We start from the raw sequence: 17,542 nt of genomic DNA on the forward strand, positions 1-17,542 counted from the left end.
AGAAAATCGACCAGTTCGACGACTTCTTCCTTCGCTTCCTCGCAGCCGGCCACATCGGCAAAGTGGACCGTGCGCTTGTCTTCCTCGAGCAGCTTCGCCTTGCTTTTGCCGAAACTGCCTGCGCCGCCGGCCTGCTGGCGCCGCATATAGATCACCCAGACCGCAATCAACAACAGCATCGGAAACCATGACACAAAGATTTGCATCAGGAACGACTGCTTGGGCGGAGCAACGGTGCGGATCTGCACCCCGGCGGCCAACAAATCGTCGATCATGTGCGGATCGTCCGGATTGATCGTCTCCAGATCCTGACCATCATTGGTACGTATCTTGACCTGATCGCCCATTATTTCGACGCGCGTAATTTGCTTCGCTTTAACCTTGCCGAGAAAATCCGAATAAGCGATGCTGTCCAGCGCTGGCGGCCGTGTATTAAAGCGATTGAAAACTAATAGCAAGCCGGTGATCAGGATCGACCAGAGCAGCAGGTTGTATAGATTCATCTTCATTTTTCTCTCTCCTGACCATTTATCATTTTTAGGTTCTTCTTCAGCGGCTTAAAAACCTATTATTTTAATCAATTAATGGGCGCAGCCGTTGGTATTTTCAAGACCCATGGGCTAATGTTACAGAAAACTGCTCAATTGCCCACCAAAATGGCGTTTGATTTTGCTCAACGCCCCGACTTCAATTTGCCTGACCCTTTCGCGCGTCAGGTTCAATTCCAAGCCGATTTCCTTCAACGTCAACTCCCGGTCGGTATCGACGCCAAAATGTTCACAAATAATTTTTGACTCTCTCGGGCTTAGTATTTTAAGAGCTTGTGCAAGTAAATGCTCGAGATCGGACTGCGCAAGCATTCCAAAAGGCGGGGCGAAAATATGCTGTTCGAGAAAATCGATCGGCGCAAACGCCTCTTCCTCGTCTTCAGGCGAAGACTCGATAGGCACCGCGGTTTGCGAAATCGACAGAATCGCATCGATTTCTTGGGGAGACAGGCCGGTATGCTCGGCCAAATCGTGCAATGAAGGTTCCTTTCCTGTACACGCCAATAGCCGTTCGCGGTCACGGAAAAATTTGTTGATCAGGCAGACTTGTCCGCACGGAATCCTGACTACACGCTCGGAGCGGGACAGCGCCCTTGAAATCGCTTGCCTAATCCAATAACCGGCATAGGTAGAAAACTTGAACCCGAGGCGATAATCGTAACGGTCCACCGCTTTCAACAAACCGGTTTGACCTTCCTGAACCAGATCGTCGAAATCCAGAAATCCGCCTCTATAATGGTTCGCAATGAACAACACCAGACCCGAGTTTGCGATCACCAGTTGTTGGCGAAATTCGAGCCAACGACGTTCCAGTTTAAGCAAGCCTTCAATATACAACTGACTGTCCTGTCCATCCGACAGAAGCCATTGTCGCCGCCCAACATGTTGCAAATTCAATTCGAGCATTTGATCAATATCGGCGCAGCGTAGGCTTATCCGCGAGCTGTGTTCGCGGGTAGGCGCATAGCCGTCTCGTTCCTTTCTGCCAGCATAGCAGTGCAGACCGACCAGTTGCGTGAGATCCTTGAAAGTAAAAGGAAACCATTGCAAGGCTTTGCGCATGTCCTCTGCGTCAGCCGCTGTCGGCTCTTGCATGATGCGCCGATAACATTCACGAATGGCAGCCAGACACGACGCCAGTTCGGAGGACAATTTTGCCTCTTCGTCAGGCTCCTCAGCTTCCTTGTAAAGCTGTTGTTCATACTCCTTCAACAACCACAGCGGCGTCAAGGTGGATTGCGCCAAGGCATTGACCAAATCGACCTTCCCGCTTTTCAGCCGCCTTGCAATCAGAATATTCGGGTCTTCGGCATCGGAGACGGCACGCTCCGCACATTCGGGCGCCTGATCGAACGATGGATAGACGATTTCGTGGTGAATATCCTCTCGCAATACTGAAGAATGTTCTTCTACTATCGTGACAGCCATGCTTATCCTCCTCAAAACACTTTTGGAAGCAACGATCTAGCGTATTCCCAAAAAGTATCGAAACACTGTTTAGCATCGAATGAAAATGATTTCTTATATTTGTAACCGCATAATGCCGAAACGCCAGGTCGGTGAAGCATACTGAACGACAACCCTAGACAAAGTTCGTTCGACACTCTGAAAATCATCCGCGGCTCGTCTGAGTTTCGATGCGAGCAACTATCAGACAACATCTTGATAAATTAGTTTATTTATTGAGAAATATCATTTTCATTGTTCTGCGCCGGGGCGTTTGCAATGTAACAAGTTTCAGAGTCTGCGTCAAATAATATTTATACAAAAACTGTACAAACATGAACAGCATCGTTTCCCGTTCAAATAGTCGCGACAAACAGCAAGCAGGGGCCGGAATCGTTTGCCGGCTTTGGAATTCGGATCGAGGGAATAAGGGGTAATCTATTTTTCTTCCAAGGGCATTTCTTCGAACTGTATTCCGTCCCAGCCGTATTTGATGAAATTGCGGATATTTTGATGGCTCTTGCCGTCGGGGTCGCCGAGCACATCCAATCGATAAAAATCGCCGAACAGATTCAAGGTCTGCTGCTTATTCAGATCATGCAGCAGCGCAAAAGCGAAAATCTTGCAGGAGCCTTCGTTGACGCCCGCCAAATTGACGAGACATTGCTCGCCCAGACCGTTGCTGAATTCGACCGGGTGATAATCATAGTGCTCGGTGATCACGGCGATCGTGTCCTGAAAGCTGAGGGGAACGTTGGTTTTGATTTTTTCTAAAAAAGACGAAATAGACATTGTGTTAGTAAGATCAATGAGTAATGTAAAATGGCTAAGGGTAATCGATTTGGGCCAATTTATAAAGCATCCCGCGCTGGCCCCAAAATGTTCATTACACTTTAATCCGATCGACGCTTGAAATCAGCAAGCTTTTAATTTTTAACTTCTGATCTATATTTAGCTGGACTGTGTTTTTTGATCAGCCAACGCAGCCTTGACGGTTGAATCCCGGAGCAATGAAATACATTAACGTTTTTTTATCGATCCTATTGCTCCAATGTGGTACAACCTTAGCCTTTGCCGCCCGGAACCGGCAATTGGATGTGATCGATCTTCAACTGCGCTGGCATCATCAGTTCCAGTTTGCCGGCTATTACGCGGCCGTCGCCATGGGTTATTACCAACAGGAAGGGCTGGAGGTCAGGCTGCATGCCGGTGATCCCTCGCATCAACCCGTTCAGGAAGTCTTGTCCGGACGCGCGCACTATGCCGAAGGCAACAGCGAGGTCCTTTTCCAACGTTTGAAGGGTAAGCCGCTAATCGCGTTAGCGGCCATTTTTCAACATTCGCCGTCGATCCTGTTGACGCGCAAGGACACGGACATTGTTTCGGCGCATGACCTGGTCGGAAAAAAAGTAATGTTGATGAACCGGACAGAAGATGCTGACTTTCTGACCATGCTTTTGAACGAAGGCATTTCTGCCTCGCAAATCAATATCATCCCGAGCAGCTACCGGATCGAAGATCTGATAGCCGGCAAAATCGACGCCTTCAATGCCTATTCGACCAACGAACCGTTTTTCCTGAAGCAACGCCATATCGACTACAACATCATCGAGCCTAGCAACTACAGGGTCGATTTTTACAGCGACATTTTTTTCACTTCCGAACAAGAATTGCGCGATCACCCCAAGCGTGTTGAAAAGATGCTGCGCGCCACACTAAAAGGATGGCGATACGCGATGGACCACCCCGATCAGATCATCGATCTTTTGCTCAAAACCTATCATGTCGAAAAGTCACGGGCGCATCTCGAATTCGAAGCGGCCGAAATGCGGAAACTGATCCTTCCAGACATCATCGAAATCGGTCATATGAACCCCGAACGCTGGCAACACATGACGAACACTTTCGTCAAAGCAGGCCTGATTCCGGCTAACGATCTGCTAGACGGCTTCATCTATAGCAATACACCCAAGCGCTTGCCCGAGTGGGTCATACCCGTACTCGCGGCAACATCGGGCATCATACTCGCCATCTTGGCTGTGATCTATTATCTGGTGCAATTGAACCGACGCCTCGCTCTGACCCGGAGTCAGTTGCATATAGCCAACACGGTGCTCTCGGGGGAGATCGTTGAACGCGAGGCGATCGAATTGAGTTTACGCGCCAGTGAAGCACGCTATCGCTCGCTCTTTGAAAACATGCTCGGCGGCTTCGCATTTTGCCAAATGCTTTATCGTAACGGGCAACCCGATGATTTGATCTATCTTGAGGTCAACCCGGCCTTTGCCGCATTGACCGGCTTGACAAATGTGGTCGGTAAAAAAATTTCCGAAGCCATTCCCGGCATCAAAGAATCCAATCCGGAAATCTTTACGATTTACGCACGCGTTGCGGAGGGCGGTCCTCCCGAGAAATTCGAAACCTTCGTAAAACCGCTCGAACTCTGGTTTTCGATCGCCGCCTACCATACCGGCGGCCATTGTTTCGTCGCGATGGTCGAAAACATCACCGATCGCAAACAACTTCAACATAAATACGAGCACATGGCGCAGATCGATTATTTGACCGGCCTGGCCAATCGCCGGCACTTCATGCAACAGGCGGAGGCGGAACTGGCGCGCACGTTGCGCTACGGTGGCGCGCTGTCGCTGTTGATGCTCGATCTGGATAATTTTAAACAAATCAACGACAATTACGGCCATCTAACCGGCGACAGGGTTTTGCAGACATTCAGCGAGCTTTGCCAATCAACGCTGCGCGAAGCCGATCTGATCGGACGTCTCGGCGGAGAAGAGTTTGTGATCATGCTGCCGGCAACCGGCATCGCCGAAGCCGTCAAAGTCGCCGAACGACTGCGAAAAATGATCGCGGACATTTTCATCCCGCTGGAAGATGGTCAGCCTCTGCGATTTACCGTGTCGATCGGCGTCACCGCGCTCAATGAACTGTGCGCCCATATTGACGCGATGCTGCAAAAAGCGGATCAATCACTCTATAAAGCCAAGGAAGAGGGGCGCAACCGGGTCGTCTATGCGGATATTTAGATAAATGAGGGACATCCTACTCTTCATGGATTCGGTCAAAAATAACGTCTCGAAATTGCCCCCCCCCCCTGCACTGCGCGGGAGCGACAAGAAAATTGTTAGCGAAATCCTCAGATCAATGTTTCGACCGCGCTCAGCACTTCCTGCGCATGGCCCTTGACCTTGACCTTGCGCCATTCGCGCGCCAAGTTACCGCGGCTGTCGAACAAAAAGGTGCTGCGCTCGATACCGCGCACCTGTTTGCCGTACATGCTTTTCATTCTGATCACATCGAACAGTCCGCATAAAGTCTCATCGGGATCGGACAGCAGCTCGAACGGGAATTCCTGCTTGCATTTGAAACCTTCGTGCATCTTGATCGAATCACGCGAAACGCCGAAAATAATTGTATTCAGCGCGGCAAAGCGCTCGTTGAGATCGCTAAAATCGCGACCCTCTTGCGTGCAACCTGGCGTATTATCTTTCGGATAGAAATACAATACGATATTTTTTCCCTGGTAATCGGTCAATCTGAGCGTTTTGCCGCCGGTGGACACAATTTCAAGATCGGGAATGGCGCTGCCAAGTGTCAACGTGGTCATAGCAAATCCTATCGTTTGATCGGTTCGAGAATGGCATCAATATTCAGTTGATCGCAAAAATCTAAAAACTCCTCGCGCAATGGCAGCAGGCGGATCTCCGGCGGAATCAGCACGATAAACTTGGTCGCGAATACTGAAGTTGAAATATAGGGCGCCTGATAGGAACTGCCCGAGATCTCCTCGACTTCAATCCCGCGCACGGTTAAAAATGCCGACACCGACTCGATGATGTTGTCACGATCGATCGACAACGTTTCGAGCGAGTAAGGCAGAAAATCTTTTTCCTTGTGCTCACGCTCGGGCCTGAGCATGTGGATTTTGATTTCCAGACGTTTTTCGACCGCCTCCATGACGCTTTCGAACTTGGCAATTTGATTCCAGTTGCCTTGTATCAAGAGATAGGCGGCATCCGTCTGCTCCAGACGGCTGAAACGGATTTCCACGATACTGCATTTGCAATCGCGGATAGTGGACAATATTTCAGTAATAAAATAATTCCGGTTATGTCCTAATACGGTAATGGCTAATTGCATATTTTTCTTCTGTTTATCGGCTCATAGGGGCAATGTCGCAAAAACACCTTCGCTCAGCCTTAATTTTCCATTAAATAAATGAAAGATATTGGATTTTTTCGCGTCACGCAATAAACTAGCCCGCGAAAGAGTGTTATCTTACTACCAAAGAGCATCCAAATGACAGAGTCAACATACAAAAAGAACAAGGACCGACGCTACCACATCAAGAGCAATGTGGAAGAAACTGATCCGGTTTTCGAGCCCTTGACCGACCTTGATGATGACGAGGACGCGATTGATCGTCTGCTGGTCAATACCGGTTTCGATCGCGATGAAGATATTTCTGCGCCGATGGCGTCGCAAGACAAACTGTTGACCGTTTACACAGATCTGGTTTTCGAACCTGATGCGTTTAGCGATGACGAGGTGTTGTTCACGCTGAAAAACCAGGCAGACGACGATATCGAACCTGCCGATCTTGGCTCTCCGATTGCCGATATTGATCCATTGCAAGATGAAACAATATTCGCCGGCGATGAGTCGTTAGCGGTGCGGCATGATCCAGTACCCGTTGAAGATGGCCGGTTTTCGACGCTCAATAATCATACCGCCCAAGTCAACGATTCGATCCTTGACCGCTTCATCCCGCCTGGCGATGCAGACGAAACGATCGAGGCCGTCGATCGGGTCTCGCCCGTTTCCGGCTTCGCGCCGACCGAAGCGCCGAACATGGACTTCGCATCATGTGAAGATCATGATGCACTATTCGATCAGCCGGCAACCGCGATCGAACTACAAACCGATCCGGTTCCGATGTGGCAAAGCCCCTGGGACGATGCCTTCGCAAATACGATGCCAGCTGAAGCGACTGACGAAAGCGCCGGCGATGATGACTCTGCCGAAGGCACCGCGTCCCGACAAACGTCTTTCGTGCAAGACATCCACCCCGACATTGCGCCGATTCCGATCGATTGGGGCCGCTTGCTCTCGATGCAGGAAGACACAAGACAACAAATGGCGCAACTCGAAGAAAAAGCCCGAAAAGCCGGGCATCTTTCATACGCCGCGCTCGGCTTGTCTGTAACCGCCTTGTGCGTAGGGTTGACTGCCGGTTATCTGAATTTTCAGACGCGCGCTGAGCAGACCAAGTTAAAGGAAATGCAGACTGTCTTTGAAGAAGATATGAACAGCCTGAACGAAAAATTCGACAGCAACAACCAGGCCGCGGAAGATAGCGCCGAAACTTCAAGCAGTCTGGCTGACGAATCCATAATTATACCGAGAAAGAATCCGATTGCGGTAGACGAGGCGCTGCCTCCGAATACAGAATCGACTCAGGCGGCGGTAAAGCCAGCGCCGGGCATCGCCGGGAAAAAAATTGCCGCGCTACCCATGCGCAAAGGAGTCCCGCACCAATCGAAACCCGCGCTGAAAACGGCATCGCGCAAACCTTCTAGAAATCCGTCCGCCAACGAAACCGAGGCGAATTGGACGGTCAACCTGGCTTCCTTCAAACAAATACAAGAAGCCAGAAAAAAAGCAGCCGAATTCCGCAAAAAAGGTATATCGGTCAAAGTAACGAAGGTCGATATCAAGCGCGCAACTTGGTACCGGCTCAGCGTGTCAGGCTTCAAAACACGGCAAGCCGCCAGCACCCAATCGACCCGATTGAAGAAACTGCTGCGCCTGAACTCGATCTGGGTCGCGGCTATTTAAATCGCCTTCGTCACATACGGCGGCCGCAAATCGCAAACCTACCGGTTACACCGGATATTATTTCTTAACAGGCTCGCTCGGCGCTTGCTGCACCGGCGCATCAACGTTTTTGGGAGGCTCGGCATTCGGTATTGTCGGTTCCGTTGTAGGCTCGTTATCTTTTGCGTCCGACTCGGACTGAATCATGATCGCCGAATAGCAGTTCATCATGCTCTCGGTAAGGTTGTTATGCGCATCGGCCAAAGCTTTCGGCGAACCGAAATCATGGCGCAACTCTTCCAACGTCTTTTTCGGATCGGACGCCTTCATCAAAGTCAACATTTTGGTGTAATTTTTATAAGCCGTCCGGCGATCGGGATCAAATTCGAAATAACCCGGCATGTTTTTCGTCGTCGTATCGACCACGCACTGAGCCATTTTTTCCGGATCGATTTTATAATCCTTCACGTCCTGTTCCTTCTTCATTTCTTCCAAAACAGCATCTTCATATTCACCCTTTTCAGCACAGGCCGTCACGAGCAAAGCAGAAATCGCAATGAGCAGAATTTTTTTCATTAAAGTAAAGCCTTAAGTAATTATTTAATAATTCATTGGCACAGGATTCAAGGTTCAACAGTGAAACTTGTACCAACTTTCACATTTCCTTCATCGCCTCGGCAATCCACGCTTCAGCCTCGGCATTGATTTCGGCGGCCTTGCGTCCCTTGCTTTCGATAGGCGGGCCGATTTTGACCTTGATCGTGCCCGGATACTTCAAAAAACTGTAGCGCGGCCAACAAACACCCGCGTTATGCGCAATCGGCACGACCGGATAGCCAGATTGCTGGGCCAGCATCGCCCCGCCAACGTTGAATTTTTTGACTTCGCCGGGAGCGGTGCGGGTGCCTTCCGGAAAAATAATCACCCAAAGCCCGGACTTTAGATTTTCGGTGCCTTTTTCGAGTAATTTACGCAACGCCGCGCGCTGATTTTTGCGATCGATCGCGATGGGTTTCAGCGTCGCCATCGCCCAGCCCCAGAGCGGCAGCCAAAGCAGGGATTGTTTCAATAAGACCGAATGCATTGGCAAAAAATCACGATACGCGATTGTTTCCCAAGCCGATTGATGCTTGCTCAGAATGATCGCAGTCCGGTTTTGATCGATATGTTCCAGACCTTCGATTCGATGTCCGATGCCGCAGCAGACTTTCGCGAGCCAGAGCACCCATTTGACCCATAGCCCCGCAATCCGGTAACGAACCCGGAAAGGCAGCACGATTGCCAGCAGCACCAGCGGACCAATCACAAACAGCGACAGGGTCATGCCGAGAAACAGCACCGTCGAACCCAGGTAAACTTTGAAATTATTGTCCCGCGACGAGGGCGTTGGCAGCGTCATATAAATTATCGAATACTGGAATCTTCAAATCGGAGTTTTGTTTCAGTGTTTTCTCGCCCTTGCCGGTTTTGACCAGAATCGGCCGCGCGCCCACCGCTTCGGCAGCCTGAATGTCACGCTGCGAATCGCCAATCACAACCACATCGCGCAATTCGGTCTGATACTCTGCCGCGAACGCCCTGAGCAACCCTGGTTTCGGTTTGCGGCAATCGCAATCGCTCTCGGGCCCATGCGGACAAAAATAAATCGCCTCGATCGCACCGCCGTTTTCGGCAACCCTATGCTGCATCTTTTGATGAATACGGTCCAGCATCCCCAGATCGAACAGGCCGCGCGCAATACCGGATTGATTCGTGATCACTATTACCTTGAAGCCATTTGCATTCAGCAACGCAATCGCCTCCAAGCTGCCCCGAATCGGCCGCCATTCGTCCGGCGATTTGATGAACTGGTCGGAATCCTCGTTGATCACGCCGTCGCGGTCGAGTAAGACATAACGATCTCGGTTCATCTGTCCAAACCGCGTCGTCTTGATGCAGCGCAATGGACTTGTACCCTTGAGAGTAATCGAGGAATCGAAGCCCGCATCCCAGGGCTCAAATTGATTTCATCAAGGCGACGTTGATAACCGCTCAAGACTGCAATTTCGAAATATCCGCACACGTCAAAAACTGCTCGGACAGCAGCGCCAATAACGCCAGACGGTTCGCGCGCAATTCGAGATCATCGCACATCACCATCACATGGTCGAAAAAGTCATTGACCACCGGCTCCATCTGGGCAAGGCGGCTCAGCGTGCCCTGATAATCGCGCTGCGCCAGCAAAGGCTTGATCGCGTCGCCAGCCGCATTGGCGGCTTCCAGCAAGCGCTGTTCCTGCGCTTCAGCCAGTGCACCGACGGTTGCGGCAGGCGCGGTTTCCGATTTTTTTAGGATATTGCGGATGCGTTTGTTCGCGGCCGCGAGGCTTTCTGCCTCCGGCAACTGTCTGAACGTTTTGACCGCGGCCAGACGCTGAATGAAGTCGAGCGGCTCGGACGGAGCAATCGCCATGATTGCCTCAAACTCATCGGCCGTGTAACCCTGATCCAAACAGTAGCCTTTCAGGCGGTCGAATACGAAATCGGTCACCGCGAGGCGCGTGGCCTCCACATCGAAGGCGTGCGTAAACTGCTGCAGCGCAAAATCGATCAGATCGCGGATGTTCAGAGTCAAACGGTTTTCGATGACGATGCGCAGCACGCCGATCGCCGCGCGCCTCAGCGCATAAGGGTCCTTATCGCCGGTCGGAATCAGGCCGGCGCTAAAGATGCCGCACAAGGTGTCGATCTTGTCGGCCAGCGCGACAATCTGACCGGTCACGCAGCCCGGCGTCGGACCGCCTGACTGTTTCGGCAGATAATGCTCTTCGATCGCCTGCGCGACCTCGGCCGGCTCGCCGTCCGCGAGCGCGTAATAACGGCCCATGATGCCCTGCAGATTGCCGAATTCGCCGACCATGTCGGTCAGCAGGTCGGCTTTTGAGAGCAAGGCGGCGCGCTTCGCGTGTTCGACATCGGCGTGCAACAGATTCGCGATCAATTCGGCCAGCTTGATCACCCGCTCGGTCTTGTCCGCCACGGTGCCCAGTTTTTCCTGGAACACGATGCTGGACATGCTCAACACGCGTTCGGCCAGCGCCTTCTTGCGGTCCTGCTTCCAGAAAAATTCGGCGTCGGTCAGACGCGGGGTAATGACCCGCTCATTACCCTGCCGTATCGATTCGGGGCGCGTGCTTTCGATGTTACTGAAAGTAATGAAATGCGACAGCAGAGCGCCGCCCTGGCTCTTGACCGGAAAATACTTCTGGTTGGTCTGCATCGTCGTGATCAACACTTCTGCGGGCAGCTCCAGGAAACGCGGATCGAAATTGCCGGTTACCGGCACCGGCCATTCATTCAGCGCGGCGACTTCCTCGAGCAGATCGTCCTCGATATGCGCGCTGCCGCCAACCTGCCCCGCCGCTTGGTTCGCGGCGTCACGAATGATGACTTTTCTTGCCTCGAAATCGGCTATCACCCTGCCCTGTTCACGCAGCGTTTTGACATACGCATCGGGACTTGCGATCGTCAATTTATCCGGCGCATGAAAACGGTGGCCCTGCGTAGTCCGGCCGGTGTCAAGGCCCAAAATCTCGGCGTCTATCACTTGCTCGCCGAACAGCAGCACGGCCCAGTGCACGGGCCTGACGAATTCAGTCGTACTTTTGCCCCAACGCATCCGTTTCGCGATCGGCAAGGCGGCCAGGCTCTTGCGAATGATGTCCGGAATCAACTCTGCCGTCGACCGGCCTGCTATCTCTTGCGTATAAGTAAGCCACGCGCCCTTGTCGGTTTTCAGTTCCTGCAACTGCTCGAAAGTCGTGCCGCAGCTGGCCGCAAAACCTAATGCAGCCTTGCTCGGGCTGCCGTCCGGCGCATACGCCGCCTGCAAGGCAGGACCACGCTTCTCGACCGTCTTGTTCGGCTGCGCGATCGCGAGATTTTCGATTAATACCGCGAGGCGTCTCGGGGTCGCATAAAAGCGACTGCCGGAAAAAGTCAGGCCGGCCTCGTTCAATCCGGCGACGATGCCGTTTTGCAGTGCCTTGGCCAGATTCAGCAAGGTCTTCGGCGGCAGTTCTTCCGAGCCCAGTTCAAAAAGTAAATTTTTAGTCTCGCTCATCATGATTCTCCCTGTCCTGCCAGCATCGGAAAGCCCAGCGACTCACGGCGCTGGTAATACGCCTCGGCGACCGATTTGGCCAAATTTCTGACCCGCAAGATATAGCGCTGACGCTCGGTGACCGAAATCGCATGGCGCGCATCGAGCAGATTGAAAGTATGCGACGCCTTCAGCACCATCTCATAGGCCGGCAGCGGCAGGTTCGACTGGATCAATTTCTGACATTCCTGCTCGTAGGTATCGAAGCATTTGAACAGAAAATCGACGTTGGCATGATCGAAATTGAACGACGACATTTCGACTTCGTTCTGATGAAACACGTCGCCGTAGGTCACGACGCCGTGCGGCGTGCGCGTCCAGACCAGATCGAACACGCTCTTGACGCCCTGCAAATACATCGCGAGCCGTTCCAGGCCGTAGGTGATTTCGCCGGTGACCGGCCGGCATTCGAGTCCGCCGACCTGCTGAAAATAGGTAAACTGCGTCACTTCCATTCCGTTCAGCCAGACTTCCCAGCCGAGTCCCCAAGCACCCAAGGTCGGCGACTCCCAGTTGTCTTCGACGAAGCGGATGTCGTGTTCGAGCAGATCGAAACCAAGATAGCGCAAGGAGCCGAGATAAAGTTCCTGAATGTTGTCGGGCGACGGTTTCAGAATTACCTGATACTGGTAATAATGCTGCAAGCGGTTCGGATTCTCGCCGAAACGGCCGTCGGTCGGACGGCGCGAAGGCTGCACATAGGCGGTATTCCAGGGCTCCGGCCCGATCGCGCGCAGGAAAGTCGCCGGATGAAAAGTCCCTGCTCCCACTTCCTGATCCAACGGCTGCAACAAGACGCAACCCTGCTTGGCCCAATATTCCTGCAGGGCAAGAATCAATCCCTGAAATGTCGATACATCGTAATTCGAACTCGCCACGGTACTCACGATATGCAGTAAAAATCCCGCGATTATAACTGAAATTTTGGTTTGAGGCAGGGTTTGTGATGGGCTTTTTCTAGGGCAAGCGGATTATCGCATTTCCGCAAATTTGCCCCGATCGAACTCATCACGTGCAGTATAATGACCGCCTGTCCACAGTTGTTTTAGGTGAAACCATGCACGTTACTTTGGTCCACGTTAAAGTCAAACCCGATCACATCGACGATTTTATCACCGCCACCCGACTGAACCATCAGGCTTCTATCCGGGAGACTGGCAACCGCCGTTTCGATGTGCTGCAATCGCCCGAGAATCCGACTCAGTTTATTCTGTATGAAGCCTATGCATCCGCCGATGATGCGGCTGCGCACAAGCAAACGGCGCATTATTTAGCCTGGCGCGATATGGTCGCGGATTGGATGGCCGAGCCGCGCCTGGGCGTCCGTTATGATGGTCTGCTGCCTAAGGGGTAACTAGTATGCAGTTTGCTCCTTTCTCGATCTCGCGTTTGCCGCGCATCAGCTATGGCAAGGGCCGCATCAACGACATTCCGGCGCTAGCGGCGAACTATGGCCGCACCGCCTTATTAGTGACCGGCAAACAATCATTCTGCGCGACACCACGCTGGCAGATTTTCACCGAGGCTCTCGAAGCAAAGGGTCTGCGCTGGCTGCACTTTACCGTTTCGGGCGAACCATCGCCGATGCTGGTCGATGATGCGGTGAGTCGATTTCGTGGTGAAGGCGTCGAGGTGGTGATCGCAATCGGTGGCGGCAGTGTGCTGGATGCGGCCAAGGCGATAGCCGGACTTCTGCCGCACGGCAATTCGGTGATGGATCACCTGGAAGGCGTCGGCAAGAATGTTCCTTATCGCGGTCCAAGCACGCCTTTTATCGCGGTGCCGACGACTGCCGGGACCGGCAGCGAGGCGACCAAAAACTCGGTGTTGAGTATTCAAGGGCCTGAAGGCTTCAAGAAATCATTCCGTGACGAATGCCTGGTCCCCGAATACGCGGTGATCGATTCCGATTTGCTCGCAAGTTGCCCGCGCGAACTCATCGCGGCCGACGGCATGGATGCGTTTACACAGTTGCTGGAATCTTATGTCTCGACCAAGGCTAACCCTTTCACCGATGCCTTGGCATGGAGTGGGATGACTGCCTTCAAGGAAGGTTTTTTCGCCGCTTGGCAAGGCGTCGAACCGGAAGCCGGTCATGGCCGCGCCGCAATGGCTTATGCGGCCCTGCTCTCAGGCATCACGCTGGCGCAAGTCGGACTGGGTTCTGTGCATGGACTGGCTTCGCCTCTGGGCGCTTATTTTCCGGTCCCGCACGGCATTGCCTGCGGCACCTTGGTAGCCGCGGCGACTGGGGTCAATATTAGGGCGATGCAGGCGCGCGAACCGAACCACCCGGCCATGGCCAAATATGCAGAGGTCGGGCGGCTCTTGACCGGCCGGAACGAGATGGACGATGCGGCGGCACGCTCGGCGTTAATCACGCAGTTGGCCGAATGGGGCGAAAAGTTGCAGTTGCCTCGCCTGCATCGCTACGGGATTAGCGCAGAGGATTTTCCGCTGATCATCGGGAATAGCCGCGGCAGCAGCATGCTGACCAATCCGATCGTGCTGATCGATGCCGAGATCGAGGCGATTTTAACGGAACGACTTTAATCGGGATGCAGATTCCCAACATAAACGTTGGGAACCCGAGCAAATGCGTCGCTAAGAAAGCGACAACGCCGCACACATTCTTTCCGTCAACCTGAGTCCCAATTCGCGGTAAGCCTCGACCTGAGTCTCATCAAAAAACTGGTCGTTCGTGGACTGGTTCGGAAACTCTTCATGCTGTGCGCGATAGCTGTAGATCTCTGCCGGCAAATCTTTTACCAGGGTCGCTCTGACAATATATAGCGTGCCCTGTTTGGCGGGCTCTGTTCCGCAAGCCGGATAATGGATCGTACCTTTGTCGAAGCCCATTTTCGAAAAACCAAAACGTTTAGCATAGCTACCCTCTTGATCCGATCCCGGCATCAAACTTTCCAGTTCGTCATTGAAAGTGACCGTAACGCCGAAATCGACCCGCATGCGCACCAAGACACTGCCGATATCGTCAAGAGTGAAATTGGGGTCGGCGCCGGCCGATGAAAGATAAATCGTATCGATGCGCCGCCGGACCAATTCATACAGGCCGGTATTGTCGAAATGGCCGCCATCGGTCAGTTCCAGATAGCCCACGTTTTCCCTGAGATCCTGTCCCAAAAGCCCTTGAAAAAAACCGGGATAAAAGAAATTCGGACGCATGTTCATATCAGACAAGACTTTTCGCCAGCCGGTCACCGCGGGATTCTGGACCCAAAAACCCAGGCGGATATTCCAAAACGCCAGCAGAAACGACACCAGCCGGTTCCGGGTGGCGCCCTGCCCGGAGTTTGCCGCGTTCGGATTCAGCGCCGCGCCCGAGATCGAGACCGCCGTCGCCAGCGTCATCTCGCCGCCGGACAGCGACGCCATCGGATGAAAGCCGATCGCGTCGCCGCCGCAATACAGATGGGACATGATGAAATTGTCGCCGGCGCGCCCCCGGTATTTGGGGTTATTCGAATCGACCAGCACAGTATTCGCATTAATGATGTGATAAGGCCCCCATTGGTCGGGTCCCGAGACCTGCGAGAAGAACGTCACATCGGCCCGGGTCGCCAGTTCCCAGTGACTGTTGTCGACTGCAGCAGGATTCGGCATGAAAGCTTCCATCAGCCGATCCCGGTCCATTCGGCCGATGCCGAACAGGTTCAGATTGACGAACCATCCGGTCAATACGATACCGAGGATGACCACCCCGTAAAGCCATTGCGTCTCGGACTGCTGCCAATCCTGCGCAATTTGATAACTGATCGACAGAATGCCGACAATCAACAGCAGTGCGGTGACTAGAATCCGGATTTCGGTCATCGGGCCTTTGCTGGCTTCCGTGCCTTTTTTCTGTTGGAAAAACTCGAAGATCGACCCGATCACGCCGAGCAGCGCCGGAACCGAAGTAGACATGTATTCCATTCCAGCCAGTCGTTTATTGATAAAAACATCAATCACAGGCAGCAAGGCCAACAGGCCGAAGGCAAACGCCAGGAAAATGATGTTGCCCTGGGCGCGCTGAAACCAGAAGCGGCCTCGATACCCGCGTTCCTCGGTGCCTAATTTGCGCCAGGTCATCCAGGCATACAAAAAGCTGGTGACGCCGAAAAACACCACCATGGCCAGTGCGGCTTGCGTAAACAGCGATACCGGCTGCCAGTGATTCAAATACTGCAGCATCCAGGGCATAGGCTGAAACAGTTGAAGTTTGAAGCAGAGGAAAAAGAGGCTGGCGATGACCGCCAAATAAACCGAGGCCGCAAGCGTCATGTTACGCACGATGACACCCAACAATGACAAGGACGAAAGCCCGTCCGGCAACAGATAATTGCCGTGTTGCCGCAGGTAATTCAATGGTAAATGGGCGGCGCCCTGCCCCTGATCGATTTCGGAAGCGAAAGGAAAGCTCCAGGGCGAACCGCTTTGCTTGTTTAGATAATTGAACCATGTCAACGACGAACCGATATAGCCGCCGCCGGAGACGGTGGATAAATAATCCACCCCGCGCAGGATGTTATGCTTGTTCAATCCCTGCAATACGCCCAACGCAAACGAAGCGGAACGGATACCGCCGCCGCTGATCGCAAGGCCGGCGATTTGCTTGGCTTCATCACCCTGCCGGTTATCGCCCCGGTTCAGCCGCTGGCTTTTGATGACATTCAGCTCATCCTGTTGAACTTGCGCAAAACTGGTTGCGGACTGATCTTTTACCATGCATTCCCCCGTACTTAAAACAATAGCCTTACGCTTATGCGTATGGGAGCTTCACAAAACGTTGTATTAGGGGAAGCTCCCGGATGTTGAATTGATTTCTAAAATTGAATCCGTTTTTTTATATGATTTTTGATGAATCGGGACCTCTCTAAATTTTCAATCCTCACCCTCTGCAATAAACCGGTAAACGAATGCACCCAAAACCGCGCCCGCGATAGGCGCCACCCAGAACAGCCAGACTTGCCCCAGCGCCCAGTCTCCCGCATAAACCGCAATACCAAGGCTTCTGGCAGGGTTAACGGACGTGTTGGTGACAGGTATGCTGATCAAGTGTATCAGAGTCAGGCCCAATCCAATCGCGATTGGCGCAAAGCCTTGCGGTGCCCGGCGGTCGGTCGCGCCCATAATGATAAATAAAAACGTTGCGGTCATGACGACTTCTGTCACTAAAGCGGCGAATAAGGAATAGCCGCCGGGTGAATGTTCGCCATAGCCATTGGCCGCGAAGCCTGCGTGGGGATCGAAACCGGCTTTACCGGTCGCGATCAGATATAAGATGCCGCCGCCGACGATGCCTCCGGCTACTTGCGCCAAAATATAAGGCAATAACTTATTCGCCGGAAAGCGCCCGCCCGCCCACAAGCCGATGGACACGGCAGGGTTCAAATGATAACCGGAAATATGGCCGATCGCGTAACCCATCGTCAAAACCGTAAGTCCGAACGCGAATGCAACACCGAGTAAACCGATACCCACATTCGGAAATGCAGCCGCTAATACCGCGCTGCCGCACCCGCCTAGAACCAACCAGAAGGTTCCAAAAAATTCGGCACCAATTTGTTTCATAT

16 protein-coding genes are annotated in these 17,542 nt (G+C 52.8%); 4 read left to right on the forward strand and 12 right to left on the reverse strand.

Annotation, left to right across the window (positions count from 1 at the left end; all coding sequences use genetic code 11):
• The 3 genes from U2W12_RS14510 to U2W12_RS14520 all read right to left on the reverse strand — a co-directional run.
• Positions 1–509 (reverse strand): ATP-dependent metallopeptidase FtsH/Yme1/Tma family protein (locus U2W12_RS14510; RefSeq protein ID WP_326501407.1); only part of this gene is annotated, 509 nt, incomplete at its 3' end.
• A gap of 117 nt (positions 510–626) precedes the next feature.
• Complete coding sequence (locus U2W12_RS14515; RefSeq protein ID WP_326501408.1) at positions 627–1,976, reverse strand: RNA polymerase sigma factor RpoD/SigA; 1,350 nt, start codon at positions 1,974–1,976, stop codon at positions 627–629.
• Positions 1,977–2,432: 456 nt separating this feature from the next.
• On the reverse strand, positions 2,433–2,786 hold the full coding sequence (locus U2W12_RS14520; RefSeq protein WP_326501409.1) for a HopJ type III effector protein: 354 nt from the start codon (positions 2,784–2,786) through the stop codon (positions 2,433–2,435).
• Positions 2,787–3,004: 218 nt separating this feature from the next.
• Here U2W12_RS14520 and U2W12_RS14525 point away from each other — a divergent pair, with 218 nt between their 5' ends.
• Positions 3,005–5,038 (forward strand): diguanylate cyclase, encoded by a 2,034-nt coding sequence (locus tag U2W12_RS14525; RefSeq protein WP_326501410.1) that lies wholly within the window; start codon positions 3,005–3,007, stop codon positions 5,036–5,038.
• 110 nt (positions 5,039–5,148) lie between these two features.
• Here U2W12_RS14525 and U2W12_RS14530 read toward each other — a convergent pair whose 3' ends face one another.
• Together U2W12_RS14530 and U2W12_RS14535 are read right to left on the reverse strand one after the other, a co-directional pair.
• On the reverse strand, positions 5,149–5,619 hold the full coding sequence (locus tag U2W12_RS14530; protein ID WP_326501411.1) for a peroxiredoxin: 471 nt from the start codon (positions 5,617–5,619) through the stop codon (positions 5,149–5,151).
• A gap of 8 nt (positions 5,620–5,627) precedes the next feature.
• Positions 5,628–6,152 (reverse strand): ACT domain-containing protein, encoded by a 525-nt coding sequence (locus tag U2W12_RS14535; protein WP_326501412.1) that lies wholly within the window; start codon positions 6,150–6,152, stop codon positions 5,628–5,630.
• Between the two features lie 159 nt (positions 6,153–6,311).
• On the opposite strand from U2W12_RS14535, the gene U2W12_RS14540 reads away from it, so the two are divergent.
• On the forward strand, positions 6,312–7,850 hold the full coding sequence (locus tag U2W12_RS14540; protein WP_326501413.1) for an SPOR domain-containing protein: 1,539 nt from the start codon (positions 6,312–6,314) through the stop codon (positions 7,848–7,850).
• A 57-nt stretch (positions 7,851–7,907) separates the two neighbouring features.
• On the opposite strand, the gene U2W12_RS14545 is transcribed toward U2W12_RS14540, so the two are convergent.
• The 5 genes from U2W12_RS14545 to glyQ form a co-directional block, all read right to left on the reverse strand.
• A complete protein-coding gene (locus tag U2W12_RS14545; protein WP_326501414.1) occupies positions 7,908–8,405 on the reverse strand; it encodes a hypothetical protein in 498 nt (165 codons plus the stop codon).
• A gap of 79 nt (positions 8,406–8,484) precedes the next feature.
• Complete coding sequence (locus U2W12_RS14550) at positions 8,485–9,228, reverse strand: lysophospholipid acyltransferase family protein (RefSeq protein WP_326501415.1); 744 nt, start codon at positions 9,226–9,228, stop codon at positions 8,485–8,487.
• Positions 9,194–9,739: a D-glycero-beta-D-manno-heptose 1,7-bisphosphate 7-phosphatase gene (gmhB, locus tag U2W12_RS14555; protein WP_326501416.1), complete on the reverse strand. Its 546-nt coding sequence runs from the start codon at positions 9,737–9,739 to the stop codon at positions 9,194–9,196. The genes U2W12_RS14550 and gmhB overlap by 35 nt, the downstream gene beginning before the upstream one ends.
• A gap of 121 nt (positions 9,740–9,860) precedes the next feature.
• A complete protein-coding gene (gene glyS, locus U2W12_RS14560) occupies positions 9,861–11,930 on the reverse strand; it encodes a glycine--tRNA ligase subunit beta (RefSeq protein WP_326501417.1) in 2,070 nt (689 codons plus the stop codon).
• Positions 11,930–12,847 carry a glycine--tRNA ligase subunit alpha gene (gene glyQ / locus U2W12_RS14565; RefSeq protein WP_326501465.1) on the reverse strand — a complete coding sequence of 306 codons (918 nt, stop codon included), beginning with the start codon at positions 12,845–12,847 and terminating at the stop codon, positions 11,930–11,932. Before glyQ ends, glyS begins: the two co-directional genes overlap by 1 nt.
• Positions 12,848–13,026: 179 nt before the next feature.
• Between glyQ and U2W12_RS14570 the strand changes: the two genes are divergently transcribed.
• Both U2W12_RS14570 and U2W12_RS14575 read left to right on the forward strand, forming a co-directional pair.
• Complete coding sequence (locus U2W12_RS14570) at positions 13,027–13,323, forward strand: antibiotic biosynthesis monooxygenase (RefSeq protein ID WP_326501418.1); 297 nt, start codon at positions 13,027–13,029, stop codon at positions 13,321–13,323.
• 5 nt (positions 13,324–13,328) lie between these two features.
• Complete coding sequence (locus U2W12_RS14575) at positions 13,329–14,522, forward strand: iron-containing alcohol dehydrogenase (RefSeq protein ID WP_326501419.1); 1,194 nt, start codon at positions 13,329–13,331, stop codon at positions 14,520–14,522.
• A gap of 51 nt (positions 14,523–14,573) precedes the next feature.
• Here U2W12_RS14575 and U2W12_RS14580 read toward each other — a convergent pair whose 3' ends face one another.
• Together U2W12_RS14580 and aqpZ are read right to left on the reverse strand one after the other, a co-directional pair.
• Positions 14,574–16,694 (reverse strand): hypothetical protein, encoded by a 2,121-nt coding sequence (locus tag U2W12_RS14580; RefSeq protein WP_326501420.1) that lies wholly within the window; start codon positions 16,692–16,694, stop codon positions 14,574–14,576.
• A gap of 156 nt (positions 16,695–16,850) precedes the next feature.
• Entirely contained in the window at positions 16,851–17,540 is a 690-nt protein-coding gene (aqpZ, locus tag U2W12_RS14585; protein ID WP_326501421.1) for an aquaporin Z, read from the reverse strand.
• Between the last annotated feature and the right edge of the window lie 2 nt (positions 17,541–17,542).

It is taken from the genome of Methylomicrobium sp. Wu6, assembly GCF_035916875.1.
In the GTDB taxonomy this organism is placed as follows: Bacteria; Pseudomonadota; Gammaproteobacteria; order Methylococcales; family Methylomonadaceae; genus Methylomicrobium.

What these genes read in the sequence shown, in the direction of transcription:
- U2W12_RS14515 (WP_326501408.1), bottom strand. Translation starts at nt 1,976, where the DNA reads ATGGCTGTCACGATAGTAGAAGAACATTCTTCAGTATTGCGAGAGGAT.
- U2W12_RS14520 (WP_326501409.1), bottom strand. Translation starts at nt 2,786, where the DNA reads ATGTCTATTTCGTCTTTTTTAGAAAAAATCAAAACCAACGTTCCCCTC.
- U2W12_RS14525 (WP_326501410.1), top strand. Translation starts at nt 3,005, where the DNA reads ATGAAATACATTAACGTTTTTTTATCGATCCTATTGCTCCAATGTGGT.
- U2W12_RS14530 (WP_326501411.1), bottom strand. Translation starts at nt 5,619, where the DNA reads ATGACCACGTTGACACTTGGCAGCGCCATTCCCGATCTTGAAATTGTG.
- U2W12_RS14535 (WP_326501412.1), bottom strand. Translation starts at nt 6,152, where the DNA reads ATGCAATTAGCCATTACCGTATTAGGACATAACCGGAATTATTTTATT.
- U2W12_RS14540 (WP_326501413.1), top strand. Translation starts at nt 6,312, where the DNA reads ATGACAGAGTCAACATACAAAAAGAACAAGGACCGACGCTACCACATC.
- U2W12_RS14545 (WP_326501414.1), bottom strand. Translation starts at nt 8,405, where the DNA reads ATGAAAAAAATTCTGCTCATTGCGATTTCTGCTTTGCTCGTGACGGCC.
- U2W12_RS14550 (WP_326501415.1), bottom strand. Translation starts at nt 9,228, where the DNA reads ATGACGCTGCCAACGCCCTCGTCGCGGGACAATAATTTCAAAGTTTAC.
- gmhB (WP_326501416.1), bottom strand. Translation starts at nt 9,739, where the DNA reads ATGAACCGAGATCGTTATGTCTTACTCGACCGCGACGGCGTGATCAAC.
- glyS (WP_326501417.1), bottom strand. Translation starts at nt 11,930, where the DNA reads ATGAGCGAGACTAAAAATTTACTTTTTGAACTGGGCTCGGAAGAACTG.
- U2W12_RS14570 (WP_326501418.1), top strand. Translation starts at nt 13,027, where the DNA reads ATGCACGTTACTTTGGTCCACGTTAAAGTCAAACCCGATCACATCGAC.
- U2W12_RS14575 (WP_326501419.1), top strand. Translation starts at nt 13,329, where the DNA reads ATGCAGTTTGCTCCTTTCTCGATCTCGCGTTTGCCGCGCATCAGCTAT.
- U2W12_RS14580 (WP_326501420.1), bottom strand. Translation starts at nt 16,694, where the DNA reads ATGGTAAAAGATCAGTCCGCAACCAGTTTTGCGCAAGTTCAACAGGAT.
- aqpZ (WP_326501421.1), bottom strand. Translation starts at nt 17,540, where the DNA reads ATGAAACAAATTGGTGCCGAATTTTTTGGAACCTTCTGGTTGGTTCTA.